General features: G+C 56.1%; 18 protein-coding genes. 10 read left to right on the top strand and 8 right to left on the bottom strand.

Features of this window, described 5'->3' with window-relative positions; genetic code table 11:
• Positions 1 to 5: 5 nt before the first annotated feature.
• Both VR74_RS19555 and VR74_RS21405 read left to right on the top strand, forming a co-directional pair.
• Positions 6 to 1,049: a glycosyltransferase family 2 protein gene (locus VR74_RS19555; RefSeq protein WP_045699685.1), complete on the top strand. Its 1,044-nt coding sequence runs from the start codon at positions 6 to 8 to the stop codon at positions 1,047 to 1,049.
• 4 nt (positions 1,050 to 1,053) lie between these two features.
• Entirely contained in the window at positions 1,054 to 2,121 is a 1,068-nt protein-coding gene (locus VR74_RS21405; RefSeq protein ID WP_299951432.1) for a glycosyltransferase, read from the top strand.
• 260 nt (positions 2,122 to 2,381) lie between these two features.
• On the opposite strand, the gene VR74_RS19545 is transcribed toward VR74_RS21405, so the two are convergent.
• From VR74_RS19545 to VR74_RS19535, 3 genes are all read right to left on the bottom strand, one after another.
• Positions 2,382 to 3,323, bottom strand: coding sequence for a phosphoglycerate dehydrogenase (locus tag VR74_RS19545; RefSeq protein ID WP_045699684.1), 942 nt, complete (start codon positions 3,321 to 3,323; stop codon positions 2,382 to 2,384).
• A complete protein-coding gene (locus VR74_RS19540) occupies positions 3,323 to 4,033 on the bottom strand; it encodes an acylneuraminate cytidylyltransferase family protein (protein WP_299951429.1) in 711 nt (236 codons plus the stop codon). The genes VR74_RS19545 and VR74_RS19540 overlap by 1 nt, the downstream gene beginning before the upstream one ends.
• 92 nt (positions 4,034 to 4,125) lie before the next feature.
• The gene (locus tag VR74_RS19535; protein ID WP_045699682.1) at positions 4,126 to 5,985 is read right to left on the bottom strand and encodes a hypothetical protein; all 1,860 of its coding nucleotides are present in this window, start codon (positions 5,983 to 5,985) and stop codon (positions 4,126 to 4,128) included.
• A gap of 187 nt (positions 5,986 to 6,172) precedes the next feature.
• On the opposite strand from VR74_RS19535, the gene VR74_RS19530 reads away from it, so the two are divergent.
• Genes VR74_RS19530 through VR74_RS19520 form a run of 3 tightly spaced genes read left to right on the top strand, consistent with a single transcriptional unit; the run spans position 6,173 to position 9,305 of the window.
• Positions 6,173 to 7,048 carry an ABC transporter permease gene (locus tag VR74_RS19530; RefSeq protein ID WP_045699680.1) on the top strand — a complete coding sequence of 292 codons (876 nt, stop codon included), beginning with the start codon at positions 6,173 to 6,175 and terminating at the stop codon, positions 7,046 to 7,048.
• Positions 7,045 to 8,355, top strand: a complete 1,311-nt coding sequence (locus VR74_RS21400) for an ABC transporter ATP-binding protein (RefSeq protein ID WP_299951426.1) — start codon at positions 7,045 to 7,047, stop codon at positions 8,353 to 8,355. The genes VR74_RS19530 and VR74_RS21400 overlap by 4 nt, the downstream gene beginning before the upstream one ends.
• Entirely contained in the window at positions 8,352 to 9,305 is a 954-nt protein-coding gene (locus tag VR74_RS19520) for a Gfo/Idh/MocA family oxidoreductase (protein WP_366462924.1), read from the top strand. Before VR74_RS21400 ends, VR74_RS19520 begins: the two co-directional genes overlap by 4 nt.
• Before the next feature lie 499 nt (positions 9,306 to 9,804).
• Here the strand turns inward: VR74_RS19520 and VR74_RS21395 are convergent, their stop codons facing one another.
• Positions 9,805 to 15,279 (bottom strand): FkbM family methyltransferase, encoded by a 5,475-nt coding sequence (locus tag VR74_RS21395; RefSeq protein ID WP_299951423.1) that lies wholly within the window; start codon positions 15,277 to 15,279, stop codon positions 9,805 to 9,807.
• Positions 15,280 to 15,534: 255 nt separating this feature from the next.
• Positions 15,535 to 16,179, bottom strand: coding sequence for a methyltransferase domain-containing protein (locus VR74_RS19510; protein ID WP_299951420.1), 645 nt, complete (start codon positions 16,177 to 16,179; stop codon positions 15,535 to 15,537).
• Between the two features lie 203 nt (positions 16,180 to 16,382).
• On the opposite strand from VR74_RS19510, the gene gmd reads away from it, so the two are divergent.
• The 4 genes from gmd (at position 16,383) to VR74_RS19490 (ending at position 22,886) form a co-directional block, all read left to right on the top strand.
• Complete coding sequence (gene gmd / locus VR74_RS19505; protein WP_045699676.1) at positions 16,383 to 17,453, top strand: GDP-mannose 4,6-dehydratase; 1,071 nt, start codon at positions 16,383 to 16,385, stop codon at positions 17,451 to 17,453.
• 334 nt (positions 17,454 to 17,787) lie between these two features.
• Positions 17,788 to 19,200: an MBOAT family protein gene (locus VR74_RS19500; protein ID WP_045699674.1), complete on the top strand. Its 1,413-nt coding sequence runs from the start codon at positions 17,788 to 17,790 to the stop codon at positions 19,198 to 19,200.
• Positions 19,201 to 19,207: 7 nt separating this feature from the next.
• Positions 19,208 to 20,707 (top strand): hypothetical protein, encoded by a 1,500-nt coding sequence (locus VR74_RS19495; RefSeq protein WP_299951417.1) that lies wholly within the window; start codon positions 19,208 to 19,210, stop codon positions 20,705 to 20,707.
• A 94-nt stretch (positions 20,708 to 20,801) separates the two neighbouring features.
• Positions 20,802 to 22,886: a hypothetical protein gene (locus VR74_RS19490; protein ID WP_045699669.1), complete on the top strand. Its 2,085-nt coding sequence runs from the start codon at positions 20,802 to 20,804 to the stop codon at positions 22,884 to 22,886.
• Here VR74_RS19490 and rffA read toward each other — a convergent pair.
• The 3 genes from rffA to VR74_RS19475 form a co-directional block, all read right to left on the bottom strand.
• Positions 22,883 to 24,040, bottom strand: a complete 1,158-nt coding sequence (gene rffA, locus VR74_RS19485) for a dTDP-4-amino-4,6-dideoxygalactose transaminase (RefSeq protein ID WP_045699667.1) — start codon at positions 24,038 to 24,040, stop codon at positions 22,883 to 22,885. The two genes, VR74_RS19490 and rffA, sit on opposite strands and share 4 nt — an antisense overlap.
• 67 nt (positions 24,041 to 24,107) lie before the next feature.
• Complete coding sequence (locus VR74_RS21390) at positions 24,108 to 25,007, bottom strand: formyltransferase family protein (protein ID WP_299951414.1); 900 nt, start codon at positions 25,005 to 25,007, stop codon at positions 24,108 to 24,110.
• Complete coding sequence (locus VR74_RS19475) at positions 25,000 to 25,953, bottom strand: glycosyltransferase family 2 protein (RefSeq protein ID WP_045699666.1); 954 nt, start codon at positions 25,951 to 25,953, stop codon at positions 25,000 to 25,002. The genes VR74_RS21390 and VR74_RS19475 overlap by 8 nt, the downstream gene beginning before the upstream one ends.
• A gap of 165 nt (positions 25,954 to 26,118) precedes the next feature.
• Between VR74_RS19475 and VR74_RS19470 the strand changes: the two genes are divergently transcribed.
• Entirely contained in the window at positions 26,119 to 26,496 is a 378-nt protein-coding gene (locus VR74_RS19470) for a GtrA family protein (RefSeq protein ID WP_045699664.1), read from the top strand.
• Positions 26,497 to 26,508: the final 12 nt, after the last annotated feature.

The following is a 26,508-nucleotide window of genomic DNA, read 5'->3' as shown; positions in this document are numbered from 1 at the left end:
AGTAGATGTCATACATGGTCGCCGTCTCTGTCATCATTGTGAATTATAATGGCGAAGCGTACCTGCAGCAGGCGCTCGATTCCCTGCGAGCGCAGACCTTCCGGGATTTTGAGGTGCTGCTGGTCGACAATGCGTCGACTGACGGCTCCGTCGACAACCTGAAGACCGAGGGTGTGCCAGGCTACCGTTTTTTTCCTCAATCCCGGAATTTGGGCTTTGCGGCAGGCAACAATGTCGCTGCAAAGCAAAGCGGAGCGCTGTGGCTGGCGCTGTTCAATCCGGATGCTGTGGCAAACCCGGACTGGCTGGAGCGTGTGATGGCGGGCACTGAGCGTCATCCTGTTGCCAGCATGTTCGCCTGCGCCCAGTATGCGCTGGATGATCCGTCCATCATGGACGGGGCAGGCGACTGCTATCTCGGGTTCGGCATTCCGTGGCGCGGCGGTTTTGGCTTGCCGGCCGCGCCACTAGCTGAGGGTGAGTGTTTCTCTCCATGCGGCGCATCGGCCGTGTTCAGGCGCACCGTATTCGAGGCCCATGGCGGCTTTGACGAACGCTTCTTCTGTTATTGCGAGGATGTCGATCTTGGCTACCGCATGCGGCTGGCCGGGGAGCGGTGCGTGTTCCTGCCAGACGCCGTGATCCGTCATGCCGGCAGTGGCATTTCCGGCCGGGCCAGCACGTTCGCCATCTTTCACGGCACACGCAACCGGATATGGACCTATGCCAAAAATACGCCAGCGCTGCTGCTGGTCCTGACGCTTCCGGGCCATATCGCGATCACGCTGGCCATCCTGCTGCGCGGCCTCAAGACAGGCCAGGCCGGGCCGACGTGGCGGGGGATCGTTGCAGGGCTGGCGGGGTTTGGGGGGCTCAGGAAGGACCGCCGTTTCGGGCCGCCCGTGCGGCAGGTCAGCCTCGGCGAGCTTGTCTATGCCATGGCGTGGAACCCGAAACGGCTTCTGGACCGGCGCCCGGTGATCCGGCCGCTGCGGCCGCCACGCGGGACGGATAGGCAGGCTGCCCGGCCTGTGGCAGCGGGGAAATAGACCCATGCCGCAATTCGCGTTCAGTGTTCCGGTCGGCAGCTGGCATCCTTTCCTGGCGGCCAGCATCGCCAGCCTGAGGTCGCAGGGCCCCGGTATTGCCGTGGCGCTGCTTGATGCCTCCGGCGATCCGCGTGTCCGGGCGCTGGCGGATGCGCATGATGACTGGCTGTCATATCGGCGCCACGGGCCGGATGGCGGGCAGTCGGATGCGATCATAGAAGGCTGGAAAAACGTTCCGGGCGACTGGCTCGGCTGGCTCAATGCCGATGACATTCTCATGCCGGGAGCGCTGGACCGGGTGCGTGCGCGGCTGGCCGAAGCGCCCGACCTGGATGTGATCTACGGCCATAGTAGCATCATTGACGAGACCGGCGCGACGACCGGCTATCATTTCAATGTCGAGCCGCCGGGGCCGCGCCTGCTGCAGGCCGGTATCATCTCGCAGCCGTCCTGTTTCTTTCGCCGTGCTGTGTGTGAAGGCGTCGGTGGGGTGAACGCCGACCTGCACTACACGATGGACTGGGATCTATGGATCCGGATGTACGAAGCGGGCGCGAAGTTCGACTTTGTGGAAGCGGCCATGTCCATGGTGCTGTGGGGCGAGGACACAAAGACGGCCTCGCTGAACAAGCGCCGCCGCAGCGAATTGCAGGATATCATCAGCCGCCACGCTCCGGAGGCGGCGCAATCGGGCACATTCCGTGCCTTCCTCGTGCATGCCGCCGCTGACCGGGTGTGGCCTGCGGGCCTGCGTGAACGGGTGCGCCGCAGGTTGCGCCGCAGCGGACCGAGCGTGTTCGGCATTCGCGCGGACGGGCTCGTCCAGCCCGGCGCACAGCTTTTCCTCGCCCATTACGATGCAGAGCCGAAGACCGGACTTGTCCTCGAATTTGACTCCGATCCGGGCGGGCTCAGGGTGAGCGGCGATGCCTTGCCGGACGAGATTGCGCGTGCCGGCAAGACGATTGAAATCAGGCTGTCTCCTGCACTGGCGGGGGGCGAAACCCTCTCACTGCAGCTCGTGCCCGAGCCGGGGTCGACTGTCAGGTTCCTAAGTGCCGCCTGGCGGTAAGCGTTTACAAGCTTCGCCATCGGCATGGCGGCGGCAGGCTCGGATGAGATCGCGCGCGAATGCACGCTGAGGCTGGTCATGACGTCGAGCGCCTGCAGCCCCTCGTTCAAGGTCACATGTTTCTGCGCCTGATTGGGCAGCAGATAGCGCAGGCCGAGGCGCGGGGTCGAATCCATCTGTCACTCCCTGGGATTGTTCCCCCGGAGTGTGCCATGCCTGGAATGAGGTTGGACAAGTTAGCCGCCCTGCAGCTTGAAATCTCAGGCTGTGCCGAGGAATCCGGCCATTTTGCCGATGGCTATCCGGCTGACACGGCGCACTGCGTCCGCAGAATTCGAGCCATTGTGCGAGCCAAAGATGCACTGGTCAAAGGCTCGGAAAGGCGAATCGGCAGGCAGCGGCTCGACCTCGAAAACATCGAGCGCCGCCGAATGGACGATGCCGGATTTCAGGCCTTCGAGCAGGGCGGTCTCCTGGATGACCGGGCCGCGCGCCACGTTGACAACACGCACGCCGGGGCGGAGCTTGCCAAGGAGATCGGCGTTGAACATGCCGCGCGTCTCGGGCGTCAGCGGGCAGGTGAAGATCAGGAAATCGGCTTCGCCTAGGCGCTCGGGCCATTGGGCCGTTTCCACGTCAAGGCCTTCGGTCGGCTTGTAGAAGGGGTCGTAAACGACGACCTTGCTGCCGCAGGCGAGGATGCGTTTTGCAGTCTGGCGGCCAATATCTCCGAAGCCGACAAGGGCGACCGTGCGGCCGGTCATGCTGATGCCGCTGGGCTTGGGCCAGGCATTCTTCTCGCGGATCTCGCGGTCGATACGGTATGTCTCACGGGCGAGGCCCAGCGTGTAGGTAAGGGCGACGTCGGCGACTTCGGCCCCGAACACGCCGGGTGTGTTTTCGACCGGCAGGCCGAGATCCCGGAAGGCGGCAAAATCGACATTGTCGACGCCCACCCCCCATTTCACGGCCGCCTTGAGACCGGCTTCTTTCGCAGCGGTTACAACGCGGCGGCTGGCCGGGTCGTCGCCGATGATCCAGCCATCAAAGCCGGGCAGGAGAGCGATCAACTCGTCCTCGCTGAGGACCTGTGAGGTTTTTGCAGGCACGCCTTCAAGGCCATGCGCGGCAAAGTCATCCGCGAACTCGGCGAACAGACCGAGCATGGGCGGGCAGGTGACAAGGATGCGGGGAGTGGACATCAGGCTTCCTCTGGCAGGGGTTCACCGGCGGCGACGCGCCGCAGCAGCGATTCGGCGATGAACCAGTCGGCAATTTCGTCGATATCGACCGATTGCAAACGGGGCGTCGGGAAGAGAATGGGCTTGCGGCCGATCCGGGCCTGCGTGGCAGCGAAGCTGGCGGGGCTGAACAGGTAGCAGACTGAATTCTCCTCCATATAGGGCGGCAGGTCCTGCGTGCGGATCAGGTTGTCCGGATCGTGGTTTATCGGTTCGCCTGTCTCTGTGTAAAAGCGTGTATGCATCTTGTTCACGGTGAAGAGGGAATCGGCTGTGCCCGCCTCTGCCGCCTTGAGATAGAGATCGATCATGCTCTTGATCGTCTCCGGCTGCAGCAGCGGATTGGTCGTATGCGTCATCAGGTAATGGTCTGAGGGTACGCTGGCGATATCGTCGGCGAGCACGAGGTTCATCGAGACGAAGTCACCACAGATTTCCGGCTTGCGATCGCGGATGAGGACGCGCTCACTGTCATAGAGGCCCTCGTCGGCCAGGATGTGGCGGGCGTCCGTATTGATCACGACCTTGTCGATTTCCGGCACCGCGAGCAGGGCGTCGAGGATCCACTGGAACAGTGGTTTGCCGGCAATCAGGCGGAAATTCTTGGATTTCACCCGCGCACTGTGGGCCTTCATCGGCAGGAGAGCCGTGATTTTGGGTCTGTCGGTCATTCAAATATTTCCAGTCAGGAATCAGGCGGCGTTGGCATCGGCTACATGCCCAATACGGCATGGAACGTGCGCTCGCAATCGGTGTGCGGCGATCAATCCAGGCCCCGGCGATGCGTTGGCAGGCGCCGGACGATGCCCTGGCGGACACGGGCCATTGTCCAGCCATGCTGGACCTTCCGGTCACGGCGTGATGCCGCATGACGGGGCGGCAGGCCTTCGGCCGCTTCCCGCATCAGCTCTATAAGCTCGAGCGCCGTCGTCTTTGCGCCGCTGTTGCGAAGGGGGGCGATGAAATCGGCCAGCCGGCGCGAGTGAACGATGCAGGAATCAGGTGACGCCCGTAACAATTCATGAAGTTGGTCGGCCAGGTCATGCAAGGAACACTCGCTGCCGGCCAGGTTGGGGATCAGGGCAGAGTAGCGGAACTTGTGACTCGCATGTCGCATGAGCTCCCAATCGGGATCGTCAGTGGCGAGGCGGCCGTCGGCCAGTTCGTATAGTGCTTCGATCACACAATCGAACGGCAATTCGGGGTGTTGGACGATAAGCTCGGCCAGTCTCGGACGCCAGACCGCATCGACGAAATGCTGAAAATCCGGGTCATGCGTCGCATAGACCGCATTACCGTTGATATGGCGCTTTTCGCGCGGTCCAAGCGCATCGGGCCCGCGATAGATGCTTCCCGTGACCCAGGCGGGCTCGGCGCCCTGCAGGTGGCGGTTGATCTGGCCGAGCCAGTCCGGGCGGACAGGTACGCAATCGGTTTCAACATAGAGCGAATATCCCGGCCGGTCGCGCACAGCGTCCATGGCACCGAAGAAGACATTATTCGGTCCGGCCCGGAAGCCTTGACTGGTGCGGGGCCCGTGGTTTTCCCGACGGTAAAGGTCTGCGTCACCGGACAGGTTCAGAGTGACGAACCGCACCTGATCAAAGCAGGCCCGCAGCCGCTGGGCACCTGCCAAGAAAGCCTGCACACGCGGCTCGCAGCTGGCGGCGAGTGCGTTGTTGCAGACAAAGACGAGGTCAGGTCGCCGGTCGGGCAGGCGGCCGAGGAAGGGGAAAAAGGCTGGCTGGGTCCAGAGCCACAGGTTGGCGAGCAGCTGGTCGTGTTCGCCATAGGTCAGGGGCACAATGAGCGAGCCGAGCGCGGGCTCGTCAAGCTCACGTGCAAGGTCACCATAGGGCAGGATCGCGTCGGTTGTGAGCCGCGAACGGGGATTCGCATTGATCAGGTCAACGGGCACCTCTTCGCGAAGGAAATCGTCGCGAATGGCCTCGAAGGCGGCGACATGCAGTTCCTGTGAGTGGATTTCGGGATTGGGCACCTGAAACGCGTCGCCCTCACGCTGGTAGTCGTCGAAAAAATAATTGGGGTTGCTTGCCGGCGTTTGCGTCATCACCAGGCGCAGATCGTCCACCTTTTCGGCCTCCGATATGGGCTGGTAGGTCAGGTCGATACCAATGAGAATGATACGGCTAAAGCCGAGGAACGCCCCATAGCGGACGGAATAGGCGCCGGTCGTGACGAAGGCGTCCTGTTGGGTGAGAAAAGCCGGGCTTGCGACCAGGCTGAGGCCATGCTGGCGACCGCGGGCGTTGAACCAGAACGGGACAAATTCGTCCAGGAACCGGACACGCGGATGGTCCGCAAGTCCGGGCTCAAGTTCAAGCATGCGGCCCGACAGGAAGAAGCTGTTGATGCGGCCTTCCTCGATGAGACGCAGGATCTCCTTGCGGTGGGTGTCGATCAGGGCGTCGTCAAGACAGGCATAATGGGTCGGGCGCCAGTCGATGCGGTCCCAGTGACGATAGGCAGCGTTCATGCCCAGCGTGTCGACGCCGGAAAGGCGGTCGAAATCGAAACCACGCAAGCTGGGACCATTTCCGATAACGATCAGGGGCTTGCCAGAGGACAGGTCAGGTAAGCGTCTGTCAGGGGTACGGGCCATGGGTCGCCTTGAGCGGATGCGGATGCCCTGCTTTTGCGCGTCAGCGCCATTGGCGTCAATGTTCCCGTGTTGTGTCCAGCCGGCGATGCCTGAGCTGACAGCGTATGTTGACACTAAGAACCCGGTCGGGCACGTCGGGTGCTGATTTCGCAACGTCTGTTCAATAGTTGGCTAACGGTCTGGAAACATGAATAAGGATCGATTGGGACAACAGGTTCAGGACGTTGTTCAGGTGCGGACGTATGTTCCTGAGTCGCGTTATTCAGCATCTTCGATCGAGGCAATCCGGGAGCTTTTCAAGGAAGTCTGGTCATTCCGGTCGCACATTGTTGCAATGTTCGGCAGTGAGTTCCGCAGCAGCTACAGAGGAACGGTTTTCGGGGTGTTCTGGAACTTCGCGCTGCCGCTGGTGCCCTTATCGGTGTACATCCTGCTCGTGAACCTGCGAGTGTTTCCCGCCTATGACGGGCTGAACCCGGCGATTTATATCAGCTTCAACGTGACCATCTGGTCGCTCCTTACGGGGCTCATCACGCTGCCCATTATGGTGGTAAAGGGCCGGAATAAGGAATCTACGCGAACGGCCCAGCCGATTTCGGTGGCCGTGGTTGCATCCTTCGCTAGGCTCTGCTTTGACACCTTTGTCCGTCTTGCCCTGTTGTGCGTCCTAATTGTCGTTTTCGCGCAATGGCCAAAGGCAAACTTTGTTATGCTTCTGCCGATCCTGTTGTCCGGGATGTTGCTGTGCTTCTCACTCGGCCTGATGCTGGCTATTTTTAATGTCATCATTCCTGATGTCGAACGCGTCGTGACCATACTGCTCCAATACGGGGTATTCGTGAGTGGGGTGATCTTTCCGCTTGGCGGTCTCGGGCCGCTGAAAGTTCTAGAATCGTACAATCCGTTTAACGTGTACATTCAGGCCCTGCGTGATGATGTATTCTTTGGCGAGATTTCGAACCACACGGCCGTATGGTCATGGGCAGGGGTCGCTGTAATGCTGTTCCTGATCTCCACACGGTTCTTCTATGTGATGGAACGCCGCATCCGAGGCATATCATGAGCGATCCGAACGTGTCCGACACGGCGTTGCCGGTGCTACAGGTCAAGTCCCTGGGCAAGCTGTATTCGCGCCGGCCCAAGGATACGCGCAAGCGTATGTCCAAGGTGGCACGCAATGCCTTCTTCAATGTCGGCAAAGCGGGGGTCCGCGAGATCCATGGCGGCGAGTTCTGGGCTGTCCAGAACGTTTCCTTTGACCTGCAACGGGGCGAGGCGATCGGGATTATCGGGCTTAACGGATCAGGCAAGACCTCGCTCCTGCGCATGCTGGCGGGTCAGATCCTGCCCGACGCAGGCGAAGTGACCATTCGCGGCACGTCCGCTGCGATGATTGATCTCCAGGCAGGATTCCAGCAAGGCGCGCCTGGCCGTGAGAATATTTTCCTGCGCGCTGCTGCGCTCGGCTTCGGCCGCAAGGAAACCGAACAACGGGTTGACGAAGTAATCCAGTTCTCTGAGCTTGGTACGGCGATCGATGCTCCACTTGAGTCATATTCATCTGGAATGCGTATGCGTCTCGCTTTCGCAGTGATGGCAACGGTCGCGCCGGATGTGCTGCTGATTGATGAAGTCCTTGCCGTCGGTGATTTCAGGTTTCGGCAGAAATGCCTCGCCAAAATGCGAGAAATGCGTGAGCGGAGCGCTTTCGTTCTGGTCTCCCACTCGATGCACGATGTTGCGGCATTCTGTGACCGCGTGATCGTGCTGCACAGGGGCCGAGTCTATTTCGAAGGTCCACCGGCCGAGGCAATCGAAATCTATGAATCGCTGGACCAAGACCTGCCGGCGATGGATGTGCCGCAGCAACTTGCCAAGGCGATGGGGCCTGTCTTCGAGAATCCAGATGCGGTGGCGGATGTCGCGCACTTCTGGTGCGATGGAGACGGTAACGAGATCGAGGACGTGAAGTTCACGGAGCCCTTGCGCCTCCGGCTGAAATTTCGATCATTGATAGATGTGCGTGCGCTATCTATTGGCATCCCTGTCTGGTCGATCAATCGGCACTATGTGACCGGCCTGTCAACCCAAGTGACCTCCGACATGTTCGACGTAAAGGCGGGCGACAATGTCGACATCATGATGGAAGTCGATGCAGGGTTCCTCAATCCAGGTGTGGTGAAATCCATGCTCACTGTGCTTGACGGACCCGAGTTCCTGTATCGCAAGGCCAACCCGGACCTTGTGATCCGCTCCACAAAGCATCCGACTTGGGGTTCGGTCACCGTTCCGCACAAGTTTACGCGGCTTGACAAAGGACAGACTACGACGATGAGTGCACACATTATCCCGTTGAATCGTGAGGCGTGATCGCGACCGGAGACATACACGTGACACGCCCCTGGAAAATCGCAATTGTCGGCTTCGGCAAGATTGCCTGCGAACAGCATCGGCCTGCGATTGCCGACAGTCCAGATTTCCAGCTTGCAGCCATCATAAGCAGTTCGGCGCACGCTGTCGATGTGCCTGTCTTCCGGACGCTCGAGGACGCATTTGCCTCCGGTCTCGCGCTCGATGCGGTTGCTCTATGCACGCCGCCGCAGGTGCGCCAAGAAGTGTGCGATCTTGCGACCGCAAGGGGCCTCGCTGTATTGCTGGAGAAGCCGCCCGCCGCGACAGTTGCTCAGGCGCAGGCGCTGGCCGCCATGGGTTCTAGCCGGGGTGTCACGGTGTTTGCTGGATGGCATTCTCGATTTGCCCCGTTCGTCGAAGAAGCGCGCACATGGTGCGCAGCGCATGACGGGCTTCATGGGCGGATCGAATGGCACGAGGATCACTTGAAATGGCATCCTGGCCAAGCGTGGCTGTGGCAACTCGGGGGACTTGGCGTTTTGGACCCGGGAATAAATTCTCTGTCGATCCTGACGGTTATCCGCCCTGGCGCATGGCATCTGTCGGGCGCCGCATTCGAGCAACCGGAAAATGCCGACACACCGCGCGCCGCGCGATTCAGTTTGGGTCGGAACGGTGATCACGTGGATGTGTCATTCCGGTTCGCCGAAAATACCTCGGAAACATGGTCGATCCAGTTGCGAGCAGAAAATGGCGATGTGTTGCACCTTGCTGATGGTGGCGCGGCGCTGTCTTTGAATGGTGGCGCGTTCAGGCGGAAGGCCAATGCTGAGTATGCAGGGGTGTATCGGCGATTCGCCGAGCTCATGCGGTCGGGGCAGTGTGATGTCGATACAGCGGCGCTGTGCCTTACCGAAGAGGCATTTCGGACAGCCGAAATCACGCTTGTGGAGCCGGTCACCATCTGAGAGGTCGAAAGGTGAGCCTGTCCTGGGTCACCGGATGCGATCAAGAAAGGATGATAAGGGTTGTGTAATCGAATGCAGGATCGACTCGCTTAAGGATAAGGCCTGCCTGCAGCGATAAATATCCTGATCAGCAGCGTGTAGCATGCCGGCAAGCCCGACTGAGGGTGCCGAACTGCGCGTCACGGATGTGGAGACACGCTTTGCCTAAATGGCGGAAGGGGTACGCGTGTCCTGTAGCGACTTCGAGGAACTGTTCGAGTCGTCAGCTGCAATATGAATACTTTTCTGAAATCAGTGCTGGGCTCTGAAGCGGTGGAATTCGGGTAATCAAGCACGCCGTCGACGAGTAATATTCCATTACTCTGACGAGTAGCGAACCCGACTCCGCGATTGGTATGCCGGTGATTTCGCATTATCGGATGAAGACCACTGTCGGTCTAATGGAAGTTTGTTATCGCCGCGATACTGCGTTTCATGGCGATAACAGAGCAAGTGGCGTTTAGTCGACCGGATTCTTGACGACGCGATATACACAGGTGCGCCAACTCGCGCCAACACGTGCGATAAAGTCGACAGAGCTGATTTCTGAATCCACGTAGTCTTGTACATCCGGCCAATCCGCCGAACCGTAGTCGTCGAAGATGATATAACCTCCGAGCTTCACCCGTCGTGCATAGTTTTCGAAGTCCGATTTGACACCAGCGTATGAGTGATCCGCATCAATGATGAGCAGGTCGTACTGGCGCTCGGCTGCTGCTTTGATCGCGTCATTGTCGGTACTCATCTTCTTGATCAGCGTAAACTGGTCTTCGGACATCCCGGCACGTTCAAGGTTGCGGCGAAGTGTGCGCTCGTCAATACGTTGTCCTGTCAGGATGTCGGCTTGGCTAGCATTGTAATATCCTTCGAGTGGATCCAAAAGTGTGAAATGTATGTCTTCATAGTGATTGACGAGGGCGTCAAACATCACGCTCACGCCTACGCCGAATAATGTGCCGATCTCGAGGACGTCAATCCTTGGTCCTTTTACGGCGCGGGCAACGAGCGAACGAAGGAGGATATCCTCAATCGAGGTGGCAAGACGGCCGTCAAGCTGGCGCTCAATCTCGCATGCGCGGTCGGCCATGTATCCTAGCACGGCACGGCTGATGGGCACGGAAAGTCGCTTTCGCCATTCAGTTTCGAGGGTGACGATCTGGTCGTTGTTGAGGCGGCGATTGAAATGCTGGTACCAAGTGGCGTTGTCGAATTGGGCCCATTTGTCCACATGGGAAATTTTAGCATCAACGTTTGCGACCCTGGCGCCGACTTTTGCGATCTGGTCATCAACGTTTGCGACCCTGGCGCCGACTTTTGCGATCTGGTCATCAACGTTTGCGACCCTGGCGTCGACTTTTGCGATCTGGTCATCAACATTTGCGACCCTGGCGTCGACTATTGCGATCTGGTCATCAACGTTTGCGACCCTGGCGCCGACTTTTGCGATCTGGTCATCAATGTTTGTGACCCTGGCGTCGACTATTGCGATCTGGTCATCAACGTTTGCGACCCTGGTGTCGACTTTTGTAACCTTGTCATCAATCAGCCGAACAGACATCTCGACATCTGTGACTTTTCCGGAGACCTCTTTTTTCAGCGTCGTGAACTGGCCGTCGGAACCGAGGGAGGCTTCAAGCTGACCAAGGCGGACACTAAGCTCCCTGTTGGCAGCCTCCAGAGTGTCAATCTTGCGTTGCTTGGCTGCATTGACTGCCCGAAGTTCGTCTAGCGCAAGCCTGGTGGCGGCCATGTCGCCTTTCAGTGACGCAGACCACTTATCAAATGCCACGAGTTTATCCTGAATGTGGGTGAGCCGCGGAGTTAATTGTTGAGTTATCTGGTTTGACTGCGTCTTCGTTGCTCTCTGTGAGTCTACCCTCATGGCATCCACTTCCCGGTGAAGGGTCTCGGCATGGCCCTGAGCGCGAAAGGCAGTATACAACAGTAATGTCGCCAGTACGGCAAAGGCCAGACCAGTAAATATCCAAGGCCTGTACACGGCAAGATCCGCGTAAAAAGCGACATACAGGATTGCGAGGCAGAGTATTGCGAGCGGTAAGGCGAGCAGAGGACGAGTCACTGCATGGACCGCTCCCCGGCGTATGAAGCGCACCACATTGTAGAGGCGCGGCGACGTGCGGTGAATGCGATACGCGGTCTCAACATACCAAGCCGGTTTTTGCGCACTAGGTGCCATGACAGGAATGGAGGCGTTGGGCGTTTGTTTCAGCATCGAAGCTTTGCTTTCTGGTTTGGCTGGGATTGGCGGCGTAATATTCGGCTGTTTTGGAGCGGTGAAAACCGTGCTGGTCGTGGGCTTCCGTTCGGTCGGTGGTTTGCGGAATACCAAGAGTTCGTCGAAGGCCTGAAGGATGGCAGGGTATCCCGGATCTTTCTGAAACGCGAGGATATTGCCCCAGGCATCGTCTTTCATTTCGTGGTTCGAATATGGCGCAACGCGGTACCAGTCATGCGATATCCCGTAGCGAATGATGGGGTGCCACTCGCTAATATAGACCGTGTATCCTAGGTTTCGCAGGTATTCCGCAACGTCTTTCCAAGTATGTCCAAGTCTCAGGGTCTTTGCGTCTTCAAACTCGCATTCGACCACATCCGGTTTTAGCCGTTCCCAAGGCACGCCCTTCAAGACGTTCAAATCAAAGCCCTCGACATCGATCTTGAGGAAGTCAACACGCGTGAGGTTTCTCTCGACGACGATGTCGGTAAGAGTCGTCACATCGACGGAGTCGGATATGATGTGAGTCTCATGGAAATCCAGCAGGCCAGAGATGCCGGTGCTTTGCGGAGACGTAAAGAAGTTGACGCCGTTTGCTGCGACGTCGCTGACCGCACGTGTATCGATTCGCACATTGCTTGCGGTGCTGAAACGTGCTTCCAGTTGGGCGCGGTTCTTGGCGTCCGGCTCGAAACAATGGATCGACCAGCCGAGGTCGTGGAAGCATTGCGCCGATGTGCCGATATGGGCACCGACATCGACCATGATGTGTTCTCTGCCTTTCCTGGCGGCCAAAAGGCGTGCGACGACCGCGGTCTCGTCCACTTGGGCGTGACGCTCCCTAGGGATAGTGCGCACAAATTTGGACATTGAGCGCTGGGTGCCAGCCTCGGCAGCGCGCACGGCGGTTTCGGCAACGGGTTTCATGGCCAGCGCATCCGCTAACTTCATGCGTGGAAGCACTTCAAGCTTGCCGCCATCCGTCGCATTGATCAACTCTCGACCTTCCTCTTCATAGGCTTTCTTCGCAAGCAAGTACATCTGCTCCATCATGCCAACGTCAGCGGCTTGCCATTTTTTACCCTGAAAATAGCTGCCGTCGAAATGGTTCTCGTCACGCGCATTGCTGACAATGACGTCGCCTTCCTTGACACCCGCCTCCTGTTTGTATGCATGATCGAAACCGATCAGTACTGCGCGCTTGTAGCCAAGGCCGAAGGCGATGTGCATATTGAAGAATGTTACTGTGTGGCGCCACGACGCGTTCTTGAAAATGTCCTTCGAGAATTCGGCGTGGCCGACGGCTTCGATGAAATATGTGTCGTCGCCTGGGTTCAAGCAGTATCCTGTCCAGTAAGGCAGAATCTTGGACAGACCTTCAAGACGGTTGATACTGTGTGCGCTCTGCTCGGCGACGAGATAGTTCACCACCGTGTAATAGGTCGCGAGTGCCTTGAGTCGCTTGTCAAGGAATGCGTTGTTGGAAATGATCACATCGTGACCGGCCAGCAAATCTAGATTGGCCTTCTTCAGACTGGGGCCATTGCCGACAATGACGCAGACATCCGATTTGCGGTTGTTTGCCTGCTCGCGGAGAAAGGCGTGGGACTTTTCAATCTCCCGCCGCTTCCAGTCCGCATCGAATGCCCATCGGCGTGGCCCGACCGTATAGAGTGACTGGCCGCGCTCCGATACCATATCGAGGGGAACTTCCCGGCACGGAACCGCCGGACCCAGACCTAGGCGTTGCATCTCGCGTAGAGTATCGCCATGGCCCTTCGCGGAAGCATTTGCAGCAAGGTGGTCAAGCACCATCTTGCTGCCGTTATAATCAGTCATCAAGCGGCGGTAAATTCCGTCGAGTATCGCCGTATCTGCGATGTCGGTGTTCTTACCGTGTGCCAGCACACCGTCGAATCCATCGCTCAGGAATTCAGCATAGCGCTGAAGCCATACGTGATTGGCATAGCCGAAATGCTTGACCAACATGTCGCAGACTTCTGCATAACTGTTTCCCCGCTGGCCATATGTCTTGTTATTATTATGGTATCGCGCCAGCGCGAAACTTTCGTCGATATAGGCAAATGTCTTGCCGGCCGCGACGCAGCGGATCCAGTATTCATAATCCATGCAATAGTGCCGCGACCCAGTCAACTCGCCGACATCCTCGATCACGCTCCGGCGCATGAAGAGTGCTGGCTGGAGGATTCCGTCTTCCTGCTGGAGGCGCCAATGCAAGGAGTCTGGATTCTTGTTGATATAGACATCTCGCAGTGTGTCACCGGTCTCGTTGATGTAGATGCCCTTGCCGTAGACGATGTCCGGCGCATCCGGCGCATTGAAGCGGTCAATGACCCGCTGGAAGACATCAGGTGAGGCGAAGACGTCATCAGAATTCAGCCAGGCAATGATGTCACCTTGGGTGCGCGCGAACCCTTTGTTGAGTGCATCGGACTGGCCTTCGTCAGGCTCCTCAAACAGCGTGACCGTCTTGTACTTACGGGCGATGTCGCGGCTGCCGTCGGTGGAGCCCGGATCGAAGACGAAATGCTCGATCGGCTGATAGGTCTGGTCTCGCACGGAGCACAGGCACTCATCCAGGAATTCGCCCTGATTGTAGCTTGGCGTCACCACGGAAATTGTCAGCATCTTTTTTTGTCCTGTCATTGGGGCAAGGCGTGTCTCCGTCTCGTCATTTGATGACTCAGCGAATATGTCTTTCAGGGTCGCACTCTGGGTCTTCGAGAGTTCCAGCCGGTTGAAAAAGCGCTTTGTAGTCGCCCAGTCAGCACGTGCGAACCTATCTGGGTAGTGACGGCTCCCGTCCACGCAATCGATTAGGAAATCGACCAGAAGGCCGTTGATAACGGTATTCTCCGGGATGCGGGTAATGTCGGCTGGTGTAAACGCCCCGTTTTCTATGAGGCTATCGAGCATAGCGATATAGGGATGACTGAAATAGATTGCGTTGCGGCGGGTGGAATCCGCCATGAAGTCAGCTTCGGAGGCCTTTTTGCCGAGCGCAGCACGCTTTTCCGCGGCCGTTTGCGTGCGATGGCAGACTGTGGGCCTCGCCACGAGTTGGACTGGTCTGTCATGAAAGGCTTCAAGCATAGCGCCGAGTTGAGGGTACATCGTGCCGAAAAAGCGGGCTGCATCTACCGTCTGGAAAGGGATGCGGCGGAAAATGTTGACCGAGATGAACCCGATCACACTGATAAAGCCGTATTCTAGGCAAAAATCGCGCAGGCCGGTGAAAGACCGATCCTGTCCGTCCAGACGCATCCAGTTAGTAGTGATGCATTCGGACAGGTCACTTGAGCGCCGGGTGCGGTTCAGCACCAGCATATCGTGTTCTCCCGCTCGTAGGCGCCGGATGATGTCATCCATGGCGTCCTCCGGCTCCAGGAAGTCATCGTCACCAAAAATCCAAAGGAAGTCGCCTGTGGCTCCGGCTGAGCACTCGATCAGGTTGCGCTCCAGGCCAACATTCTGGGGATACCGCACGTATTTGAGGAACGGGTACTTCCTTGCCAGGTGCGCCACAAAACCAAGCGAATTGTCCGGCGAGGCATCATCGGCGACGATGATTTCCACGTCTGAGTCATACTTGCCGACGATCTGAGAGATGAAACTTTCTAGCGCCTGTTTCAGAGGGCCGGGGCGCCCGTAGGCCGGTATCGCAATGGTAAGCAGCATTCTTGTACTCCCGATGTCGCGTTCTGACGACGACGCTATTGTGCACTGTTTCTATAAGGCTTTCTAGCGATTGACATCACTGGCTGCATTGGCGCCAGACGCAGGATTGTTAAAGCTGCGACGGCTCGGGGGCACTCTGTCGGCTGCGATCGTGCTGGAGGAAAAGCAATCAATCGAATCTTGGACACGTACGGACCATTCCTGCCGTTTTTCGGGTTGTGGTGAAACAGAGAGTACATGCTAGGCACTTTTGAACTAGCAGCGGCGGACACCAATTAGGAGGGAGACGCTCTGAGCGATCTGGCGCAGGTCGTTCAGACTGGGCGAAATCGTCTTCCATCCATACATGATGTGATCAGGATTGGAGGCCATGTCGGGTGTGAATGCCGGCTGTGATGCGCCAATGGCGCCGACTGGCAAAAGATCATCCCTCTCGGTTACGGCCTTGCGGTACATTTCAAAGCGGTCTCGCCAGAAATCAGTAGGCGAGTCCGACAGGTACATATCAATTGCATGATACATCACGCCGCCTGGCTTGAGGATGCGAATATTGTCTTCGAGAAAGGCAGAGAATTCGGGATCGGCGACGTGCTCCACCACCGAAACCGAGAAAACGACATCGAATGAGGCATCCTTCAGGATCGGGTCGAAACGCCCGACAGTTGTGCGGATGTTCTCGACGCCAGTAATCCTGACTTCGCCCTTCGGACCATTGTCGGCACCTTCGAATGGCTCGATGTTGAAGCAGCGGTTCGTCTTGGCGAGCTGCGGCAGGATGCGCGAATCGCCGCCGCCGATCTCGGCAATGGACATATCCCGGAAGTCGCGAAGGTGCGAATAGACGGCCAAATCCTGCATGGTCTTCAGCTGAAAGCTGAGCTTGCCGGGTATCTCGGACAATAGTCCCGCATCCATAGCACGCCAGATCTCAGGTTTCCGAATAAAATCAAACAAAACTTTCAACCTCCACTGTCAATTCGGTTCGCATGTGGTCCGTTCCAAACGGGGATTGCTCGCTTCGATAAAGGCTTAACTTGCGTTTGCCAAAGACTATGGGCCATAAGCCGTTCGATCCGCGGACCTAAAGCAGAGACGGAACTCAGATGTCAACCAGAACAGCGCTCATTACAGGTGTTACAGGGCAGGATGGAGCCTATCTTGCTCAATTACTGCTCGACAAGGGCTATATCGTGCACGGTGTCAAACGCCGTTCATCTTCGTTCAACACGGCGCGTGTTGATCAACTTTACGTCGATCCACACGAAAGCGATACGCGATTTTTCCTCCATTACGGTGATATGACGGATTCCACGAACCTGATCCGTCTGGTGCAGGAAACCAAGCCGGACGAGATCTATAATTTGGCGGCGCAAAGCCATGTTCAGGTCAGCTTCGAGACTCCCGAATACACGGGTAATGCGGACGCGCTCGGCACGCTGCGTCTATTGGAAGCGATCCGCATTCTCGGACTCGATAACTCTGTGCGATTCTATCAGGCGTCTACCTCGGAACTGTACGGCAAGGTGCAAGAAGTGCCTCAGTCGGAATCCACGCCCTTCTACCCTCGCAGCCCCTACGCTGCGGCAAAGCTGTACGCCTATTGGATAACGGTGAATTATCGCGAGGCCTATGGCATCCACGCGTCGAACGGCATCTTGTTCAACCACGAGGGCCCGACGCGCGGCGAGACGTTCGTAACGCGCAAGATTACTCGCGCGGTCGCTGCGATCGACAATAACTTGCAAGAAACTCTCTACCTGGGCAACCTCGACGCCAAGCGCGACTGGGGGCATGCGCGCGACTATGTTGAAGGCATGTGGCGTATCGTGCAGCACGACACCGCAGATGACTGGGTGCTGGCAACCGGTGAAGCGCATTCAGTGCGGGAGTTCGTCGAACTCGCTTTCGCAGAAGTTGGCCGTGTGATCGTCTGGACGGGGCAGGGCGTCGAGGAGGTCGGCCTTGATACCGAGACCGGTGAAACTTTGGTCAGGATTGATCCGCGCTATTTCCGGCCAACAGAGGTTGACCTGCTGATCGGCGACCCGACCAAGGCCCGCGAACAACTCGGCTGGACCCATACGACCAAGTTCAAGGAACTGGTCAAGGAGATGGTGCGTGCAGACCTCGATCTTGTTGCACGCGAAAAGTGGCGCAAGGACCGCTCCGCATAGGCTGTCCGTCTAATCTGGGGCTGTTTCGAGTGTCCAGTCCATGCTGCCTTGCCAGAAACGGTCATTGAAGCCGCAACCGAGTCACCCCTAATGCTCGATCCGCGACTTATCGGAGATTAGGGCGGCGGAAGTAAAAATCTGACTATCCTGAATATGGTGAAGTGAATGCTGAGTCAAAAGCCACGACCCAATGCGAAGGTGCTCTTAGCCCAGTGGAAGTGCTACCCGCATTGAAAATGCAAACTTTGTGTTTGCGAGACAGAGCGAGACAGGCTTAACGAGTTGTCGGAACTGCCAGACTGGCGGGTAGGTTTGCTAAGGAGTGACATAGCAGGTGGTTTTTTCTGAGCCGATTTTCCTGTTCATGTTCTTGCCGCTAAGTTTGGCGGTTATTCTAGCGCTCAGCGGGCGCGGTCACAGCCTGGCAATTCTCGTCTTCAGTCTAATTTTCTACTATTGGGCATCTGGATTGCTTACGCTGCTACTCGTGGGGTCCATATTTTTTAATTGGTTCGTCGGGCTTCGGCTTGCTCAAACTCGAACAAAACAGTGGCTTGTACTTGGGATTACGATGAATGTGCTGGTCTTAGGGGCATTCAAATACGCGTTCTTCTTTGCATCCAACATTGACGGAGTTTTGGGTACAGTTCTATCGCCGCATTTGAGATGGATCATCCTTCCGATCGGGATATCGTTCTATACTTTTCAATGCATTTCCTACCTAATTGATATCTGGCGTCGCGATGCGGAACCAGAAAGAAACTTGATTGTATTTGGTGCCTATCTGTCATTCTTTCCTCAGCTGATAGCCGGTCCAATTGTGCGCTTTAAGACGGTCATTGCCGACTATCACACTCCGAAAGTTTCCCTAGAAAATGCAGCAGCCGGCGTTGCCCGTTTTTCTCACGGTTTATTCAAGAAGGTTGTCGTTGCGGACTCGTCAGGGGCTATAGCTGACGCGTGTTTTGCACTAAGCTCAGGGGACTTGACTACAGGAGCTGCTTGGCTGGGCGCGCTTGCATACACCGTTCAAATTTATTTCGATTTCTCTGCCTATTCGGACATGGCTATCGGATTAGCCTCGATTTGCGGTATCCGAATGAACGAAAACTTTGATCGGCCTTATACGAGTTCTACGCTTACGGAGTTCTGGCGACGCTGGCATATATCGCTTTCGACCTGGTTCAGAGATTACTTGTACATTCCCTTGGGTGGGAACAGGAATGGGCAGTTTGCGACCTATCGCAATCTTGTCATCGTTTTTTTTGTGACCGGCCTCTGGCACGGCGCAGCTTGGACTTTCGTCTTCTGGGGGCTGTACCACGGTGCTTTTCTTATTCTCGAGCGCTTAGTGTTGGGACGAGGGGCGGGCGCTATAACGGCGCCCGCTGCTCGCATACTATACTTACTGCCTGTCGTGATCTTTGGCTGGGTTTTGTTTCGCGCAAAATCCTTGCAGCACGCGTCCGAGTTCTATCAAGCGATGCTGGTTCTAAGCGTGCCCATTGACTGGAGTCTTGCGAGCTCTGTCACAGCCAATACGTCTCCACTCGTCATATTTGGCTTCTGTATAGGCATCTTATCGCTATTTGCTCCAAGGCATGCGGCCGTGGGAGTCCAGCTAGCCCAAGTGCGCACAGCAGCCGGTGCGGCGACGCGGTTTGGATACGCCAGCATGGCTCTCATTGCTGGGGCAGTCTACGCATTGTCGAGCGACTTTAGCCCCTTCCTTTATTTCCGCTTCTAGGTGCACGATGAAGAACGCTTTGAATTTGGCCCTCCTTGCGCTCTTTTCTTTCGTGTTGATTCTCCCCGGAGCGGTTTTTTTGTTTGTCCCCAACAGCGAGACCGCGCTGTCCAGCGAACCTGCACCATTTCCAAGCTTCACAAGCACCATCTTGCCGTCCCCGGAAGGGCGGAAAAGATTATCAAGTGCGATCTTTGACCGCTCAAGCGTCAAATACGATGCGATCAGCCTGCGCAATACTCTATCCTATTCGGTAATAGGGGCGATCGAAAGTTCCGAGGTCGTCTCGGGCAGTCCTGGCTGGCTTTTTTACAAACCGGAATTTGAGCGATGGGATTGTTCAAGGCGGGCTAAACTCGATGATGAGTTGGCGCGCGCCGAAACAATTCTCAGCATGATCGAAGCGGCAAAAGCTAATATTACCTTCGTCTCAGCACCCAACAAGGCAAGTATTGAGAGTAGTCAGCTTGCTGGTCCAGCAGCAAGATATGCTCCTTGCTATTTCGATTTCGAGAGTGAATTCCGGGCAAGCCTGTCGCAGTATCCGGCCACCGTCGTCATTGATCATGCAAAAGCTCTGGAAGAGCTTGGAGGAGATGCGCAGCGTTATTATAAAATGGACACGCATTGGACACCCATCGGCGGTTATGCAGCGATTGCCCAGCTGCGTGCATCGCTGCCCGAAGTTTTTTTTGGCAAGATACCCGCGATAAAATCCCAGGAACCGGCTAAGCGTCGGACAGACTTGGGCAACATAATGCTGCGTTTCCGTGCTCTAGAGCCGAGCATGGATCTTGTTCTGGAGGAGACGGCGTCAGCTGGGTCCGGTGCCGGCGTTCTAATTGTTCACGATTCATTTTACGGCATCGTTGCCGCGCAGTTGAAGTCCGCATTTCCAGCCGTGACGTTGGCAAAACTCAACGGCCAATCGCCTCCGGATGCCGATACTTTGCGGAACTTCGATCATATCGTAGTTGAGTCTGTCGAACGGCAGTTTCTGACGCGAATGAATGTTCCGTGGACGGGACCTGACAGCCTCACTTTTGGCTGGGGGTCTCCCTTGGGAGATCTTATACTTGATCAATCGCAATTGCTGGCCGAGCAGTGCAATTGGGAGGAAGCAGTGAATATTATGGAAAGCGAAGAATCCCGTGCTCGAGCGCTTGGCATGGAGTTCATTTCCGCGTCAGCTGTGAGAACGATAGCAGATCCCCGGATCATGTTTCGCTTGCCGTCAGTTCGAGGAAGAATGGTTTGCTTGGAAGCGGAGTTCAGTCATCCCACCGCGACGCGAACCCAGCTCTACTTTGAGCGCGAAACGCCCGGCGATGGTCGCTCTATGTTTGCTGAGCCCCAATCGGTGTTTAGGGAGGTCCACCCAGGCCGTTCTAGAGTTGCTTGGATCATGCCGCAGTCTGCTCTTGGTCGCATGGCTCGATTCGATCCTGTTCAAAGCGGAGACTTCGAATTAAACAGCTTGCGATACGCGTACGGGGCCGATCACTAGTCATGCTTCGGTAGGTTTAGGGCGATAGGTAAAGCAAGTGTGTCGCGGCTTACTGACTGTGTAGCTGCACGATGTCATGACAAAGGTACCCTCAATGGATCATAAAAAGCCAGCCACATCGCTCCTTCAACCATTTTTCACGCTAGCCTCGTTAAATTGGTTGGTTGTATTTGCTGCCACATTCGTTTCGGCGCTCATTCTAGAGCTTGTGTTCAAAGGCGCGATCATAGGAAGCAATGGGCTGCTCTTAGATGATTTGTTCTATTTTGAACGATCATTAAGTGGCCTGAGTTTTAATAATCTGTACTCGGCGCCTGAGGGCCACATTACGAAGCTTGGCTCAGACTACACCCCGAATTTGAGGGCGTATCGCTTCCTCGCGACCTTTTGGGGCGATATATCAACTCTTCGACTATTCCATGTTATTGTCTTTTGTTTTGATGCAGCGTTGTTAAGCGTCATTATTCAGCCCATCTTGAAAGATCGCGTGCTTAGTGTCGGTGTCGCGACTTTTGCGTTCGTGACACCATTTACTTTCATAATTAACATATTTGCCAATGGGTCGTATTTTGTTCTCTATTTCTTCTTTTTTCTGAGCGCGTTTCTTTGTTTCAGTGCGCTAGACTTCTCGAATCCGGTCTCTAAAAGGGGCTGGATTACCTTGGCTTTAGGCGTGCTGTTGGCTGTGGTTGGAGCGCGAACCGTAGATAGCGGCATCCTCCTGCTAATCCCCCTATATTTTTACTTGTGTTGGCAGGCAAATGCCTGGCGCACAAAGGTCGGTCTTCGAGTTGCTGCTGCTCTTGGTGCAGGATTGGTATTGCTGACATACTTCACGATCAGTGCGATACAACATCCATATAAAAACATACCTGGACGCTTAGATTACTCAGTCAATACAATGATCGAAAACTTCTTCAGTGTATGCTCGAATATGTTACAAAGCTATTCTGAGCCTATGGTGTTCACCGGTGTCAAATTGAATGCTGGTAACTTAACCCCGATTGTAGTTTTTCTAGTTTGCGTAGGGCTTTTAGGTGCCATCAGGTTTGCGACAAGCCGGACATCAATCGGTCAGCATGAACTATCAGTGCAGAGTCTTCCAACAATAGGCTTCTTTGGTTTGTCGACTGCGGTTTCCATCGCGCCGTACAGTGCTCAGTCTACGACGCATATTTGGCACTATTTCCCACATATGATATTCTTTGTCACATTAATTTTTATGCTCTTCCGAATATTGCTCGGAAGGTCGATGACAACTGCCATTCTATTGATTGTAGCTACAATGACGGTTGCTTCGTACGGCACGTCGATCCCAATCTATCTATCTGCTCTAGAACGACAGGAGATTATTGCAGATTTCATATCTGACAATTCAGAAGAATTGAAAAATGCAACCAGTATTTTTATTGTCGCAGAGGATTCCGAAGTAATATCGGGGGTGTATGCACCTATACGACTAACATCTTTTTTTAGGTATGCGCTCGGTGATCCGGATGCGAACCATATTTCCTTACTACGTGATATTGATGAGGTAAGGAATAAATTCGAAGAGGCGTCTGGACGTGACGTCGTGCTCGCTATGGAGATACCTGAAAATCTCGAAGATATAGTATTGCATAGAACATCGCCACCTTTCAAAGCGCCGGAATGCGCTAAGGGTGTGCCCACAATTAATTGGCCTGTATCGGAGCCCGTCAAGTTTGACTCAGGTGCTTGGAACGCAGATGCGGTCGCATGGTCTTTGAAAGACCAGCACTCATTAAGTGCCGATGGAGGAACCGCACGCCGTATGCAGACAAACTTTGACGAAGGCACATTGGTGCGGCTAACAATTGATTTGAGTCCCAGTAGTACGATACTCAAAGAGCGTCCTTATTCGGACACATTTCCACCAATGCCCTTGTCGTCGCAGGTTCTTAGCGTCTACCAGCGATCAAATGGCTTTCATGTGACATCGCCCAATGTCGCATCGATTATCCTAGAAACGTCTTCCCCGCGCTCGAAAATAGAAATCATCGGTGTGGAGGGTTGCTACTATAATGTTTTGACAGAATCCGGAGCTTGGTATCCACTTTCGGTTAAATCAATGAGTAATAATTGGACTATCGGGAAGGGAGTTGGAAGTCGCTTTTGGGCTGGCGAACTCAACTGGAAAGTTGAGCTCGTAGAGCGTTAAGAAAGCTGAGAGGAGGATAATTTGGCGATGAAATCGGATGCAACTTCAATCACACGCTCGACGTCCTGACCGAGCGTGAAATAGAGCGGCAGGCGCACAAGGCGCTCAGACAAGCTGTCGGTCAGCGCCATGGATCCGTGTACACGCGCAAAGCGCTGTCCGCCCGGCGAGGAATGGAGCGGCACGTAATGGAACGGCGACATGATGCCGTTGGCCTTCATATGGGCAATGAACTCGGCCCTGTCCGTCTCCGTTGGCAGAAGGAGATAGAACAGGTGACCGTTGTGTTCGCAATTAGTCGGGACAACCGGCAGGCGCAGACCCTCGATCTGGTAAGCAGCAAAGGTCTCGTAGTATCGGTTCCAGTCCGCGAGCCGCGTAGCCGTCACATCTGCGACCTTCTCGAGCTGGCCAAACAGGAAGGCGGCGTTGAGCTCGCCCGGAAGGAAAGAGCTGCCGATATCCACCCAAGTATACTTGTCGACCTGGCCACGGAAGAAGCGCTTCCGGTTGGTGCCTTTTTCGCGGATGATCTCGGCGCGTTCGATCATTGCCGGATCGTTGATGAGCAGCGCGCCACCCTCGCCGCAGGTGATGTTCTTGGTCTCATGGAACGACACGGCTGCGAGGTGGCCAAGTGACCCGAGACTCTTGTCTTCATAGGTCGATCCCAGTGCCTGGGCAGCGTCCTCTATGAGGATGAGGCCGTGAGCGTCGGCGATCCTCTGCAGCGCGGCCATTTCTGAACCGACCCCGGCATAGTGCACCGTCATGATTGCCTTGGTCTTTGGCGTTATGGCCGCTTCAACGAGATTTTCGTCCATGTTCAGTGTGTCTTTACGGATGTCGATGAAGACGGGAATTCCGCCGCGTAGGACGACTGCATTGGCTGTCGAAACGAAGGTGTAGCTCGGCATGATGACTTCATCGCCCGGACCAACGTCGGCAAGTATTACTGCCATTTCGAGTGCCGCTGTGCAGGAGTGCGTGAGCAGCGACGCTAGGCTCCCTGTAGTGCGGTTGATCCATGCTTGGCATTGCTCAGTGTAATACCCATCCCCTGAGAGCTGGCGCCTTTCGATAGCGTCTTGGATATAGTCCAGTTCCTTGCCGACAATGGCAGGCCGGTTAAAGGGGATCGATGGGGCGGACAAAAGAACTCTCCGATTCTGTCAGACGCCTGCTTGTCACCCAGCCGTCGATAAAAACAAGCTTAGTCATTCAACATCCTGTGGGTTGCCCGGCGAACCGGCTGCGCAGCCGGTCGAACCGGACTGTCTGGCCGTCGGGTGTTTCCGCGTGGATGATTTTCAGCAATCCCTGTCCGCACACGACGACCGGCGCGCTGTCTTCCAGTTTCCACACCTTGCCGAGTTGGCGAATTTCAAACGCGAGATCAGGCAATGCCTGCGCGACGCGAATGATGATCTCTTCCCCGTTATAGAGACTGCGTGCGCCTTCATAGGGCGGGCCAACCGCGTCGACGGTCCGGGCGAGGCGGTCTGCGGAGTGCGACCAGTCAAGCCAATAATCGCCGGCGTCCCGCCAGAGCGAATAGGTTGCCTCCGCCTCGTTCTGGGGCACGCCGTCGGGTATGCCATTGGCGCAGGTATCAAGGATAACGAGCGTGAGTTTCGACATGGATTGGGCCTGCATTTTCAGCGCATCGGCAATCGACATAGGGTAGCGCACATCCGTGGCGACCTGTCCGATAATGGGGCCGGCATCGACGTCACTGACCGGCTTTAGCGCGGTCACGCCGATACGGCTTTCACCGTTGATCATTGCACTCACCGTGGGCGCAAAGCCACGATATTTCGGAAGAAGGGAATCATGAAATACGATCAGGTTCAAGATTGTGTCCCTGACGAGGTATTGCCAACCGACCATGAAAACGAGTTCGTCAGGCGCGAAGGAGGGGCGTTTGGATTCCTCCAGCGCAATAGCCTTTTCGGTGCAGAAGGAGGCGATGCAGTCGAATGAGGACAACTGGTCCGTCGCCTGTCGGTAGCTGATGACCCGCGCGGGCCGGACACCGAGCGCATCGAGATCGCGCAGGTATTCGTACGCTTTGAGACCTACGCCAGCGCAGGTGAAAGGCGGCTTTTCCGGCTCAGACACGGGCGTCCGCCTTTGCTGTATTCGTGGTCCGGGCGATGATGAATCCTGGCCGACCCTTGGCCTCTCTCAGTGTGCGGCCGAGATAGATGCCGAGCAGGCCTGCGGCTGCAATGTTGACGCCGCCGAGAAACCAGATCGAGAGCATCAGACTGGTCCAACCCTGGACAATGACATCACCGAACAAGGCGCGGACGAGGACGATCAGGGTCACGAAAAAGGCTGCAGCTGCGATGCCGCTGCCGATTGCAGACATAATCCAGAGCGGACGGTCGGAGAAGGACAGGATGACCCGGGCGCCGAGGGTAAGCAGGTTCCGGAAATTGTAGGCGGACTTGCCGGCAAAGCGGTCAGAATGTTTGACCGTTACAGTGCGCTGGTCGAAGCCCATCCACTGGATCATCACAGGGAAGTATTTCTGCTCTTCATGCCAGCTGTTGAACACGTCGATGACGCGGCGGCGGTACAGACCGAAATTGGCAATGTCAGCGCTGATCCGGGTGCCGGTCAAAGAAGACAGGATCTTATAGAACAGGAAGGAAAAGGCCCGGCGGTGAAGCGCGTCTGTCCGCGTCTCGCGCTTGGCAAGAACGATGTCGATATTGCCGGCCTGTGCAACGTCCCACATGGCTTTGACATTGAACGGCTGATCCTGCAGGTCGCAGTCGAGCACGACAACCCAGTCACCTTTTGTCTGGCCCAGCCCGGCCTCGATGGCCGAGTGCTGGCCAAAATTCCGCGATAGTTTCATACCTATGACCCGGTCATTGGTCGCGGCAAGCTCCACGATGGTTTCCCACGAGCCATGCGGACAATTATCGTCAACCAGAATGACCTCATAGTCGACGCCGATTTCCGCGCAGACCGTCTCAATCTCTTCAACCAGCTTGATCAGGCAGTCCCGGCATTTGTAGACCGGCGATACGAAGGACACAAGTTCGTTGGGCATGACAGCTCGGCATTGTTGTGATCAGGACAAGGCTCGTGTATCGCAACCTAAAGGAAGTGCAAGTCTGGCCTCCCCAGCATGCAGTTGGGTGCTGTCGAGGCGAGAAGCCGCCGCAGAGCCCCATGATCGCAGCAGTATCGCACCGTCTAGTGAAAGAGAATTAAATTGCTGATTAGGTACGTTCTGGCCGGTCTGTTCAACACGTTCGTTGCGTTTGTAGTCTATTATGTTTCCGTGCGCTGGCTGCTGGCGCCAGCCTGGCTGGGTAATCTGGCCGGGATCGGTGCCTCAATCCTAAGTGGCTTCGTGCTGAGTAAGCATTTCGTGTTCAATCACGGCCATCGCACCTCGTATGCAATAGTCATGAAGTACGTCACAACATATGCTGCCCAATACCTGGTCGGCACCAGCGTAATCTATTTGTTCATGCTGTTTGGTCTGACAGCAGTAGAATCTTACTTTGCCGCCGTGCCGTGTATGGTGGCGGTGTCGTTCCTCCTCCAGCGGTATTGGGTCTTCACAAACCATCCTGACAAGCCGTAGATGGCGGCCATG

It is taken from the genome of Hyphomonas sp. BRH_c22, from assembly GCF_000961795.1.
GTDB lineage: Bacteria > Pseudomonadota > Alphaproteobacteria > Caulobacterales > Hyphomonadaceae > Hyphomonas.
The sequence above is the reverse complement of the archived record's forward strand: the minus strand, read 5'-3'. Positions and strand labels throughout refer to the sequence as shown.

Coding starts and splice junctions, on each gene's coding strand:
- VR74_RS19555 (WP_045699685.1), top strand. CDS start 6: ATGTCATACATGGTCGCCGTCTCTGTCATCATTGTGAATTATAATGGC.
- VR74_RS21405 (WP_299951432.1), top strand. CDS start 1,054: ATGCCGCAATTCGCGTTCAGTGTTCCGGTCGGCAGCTGGCATCCTTTC.
- VR74_RS19545 (WP_045699684.1), bottom strand. CDS start 3,323: ATGTCCACTCCCCGCATCCTTGTCACCTGCCCGCCCATGCTCGGTCTG.
- VR74_RS19540 (WP_299951429.1), bottom strand. CDS start 4,033: ATGACCGACAGACCCAAAATCACGGCTCTCCTGCCGATGAAGGCCCAC.
- VR74_RS19535 (WP_045699682.1), bottom strand. CDS start 5,985: ATGGCCCGTACCCCTGACAGACGCTTACCTGACCTGTCCTCTGGCAAG.
- VR74_RS19530 (WP_045699680.1), top strand. CDS start 6,173: ATGAATAAGGATCGATTGGGACAACAGGTTCAGGACGTTGTTCAGGTG.
- VR74_RS21400 (WP_299951426.1), top strand. CDS start 7,045: ATGAGCGATCCGAACGTGTCCGACACGGCGTTGCCGGTGCTACAGGTC.
- VR74_RS21395 (WP_299951423.1), bottom strand. CDS start 15,279: ATGCTGCTTACCATTGCGATACCGGCCTACGGGCGCCCCGGCCCTCTG.
- gmd (WP_045699676.1), top strand. CDS start 16,383: ATGTCAACCAGAACAGCGCTCATTACAGGTGTTACAGGGCAGGATGGA.
- VR74_RS19495 (WP_299951417.1), top strand. CDS start 19,208: ATGAAGAACGCTTTGAATTTGGCCCTCCTTGCGCTCTTTTCTTTCGTG.
- VR74_RS19490 (WP_045699669.1), top strand. CDS start 20,802: ATGGATCATAAAAAGCCAGCCACATCGCTCCTTCAACCATTTTTCACG.
- VR74_RS19475 (WP_045699666.1), bottom strand. CDS start 25,953: ATGCCCAACGAACTTGTGTCCTTCGTATCGCCGGTCTACAAATGCCGG.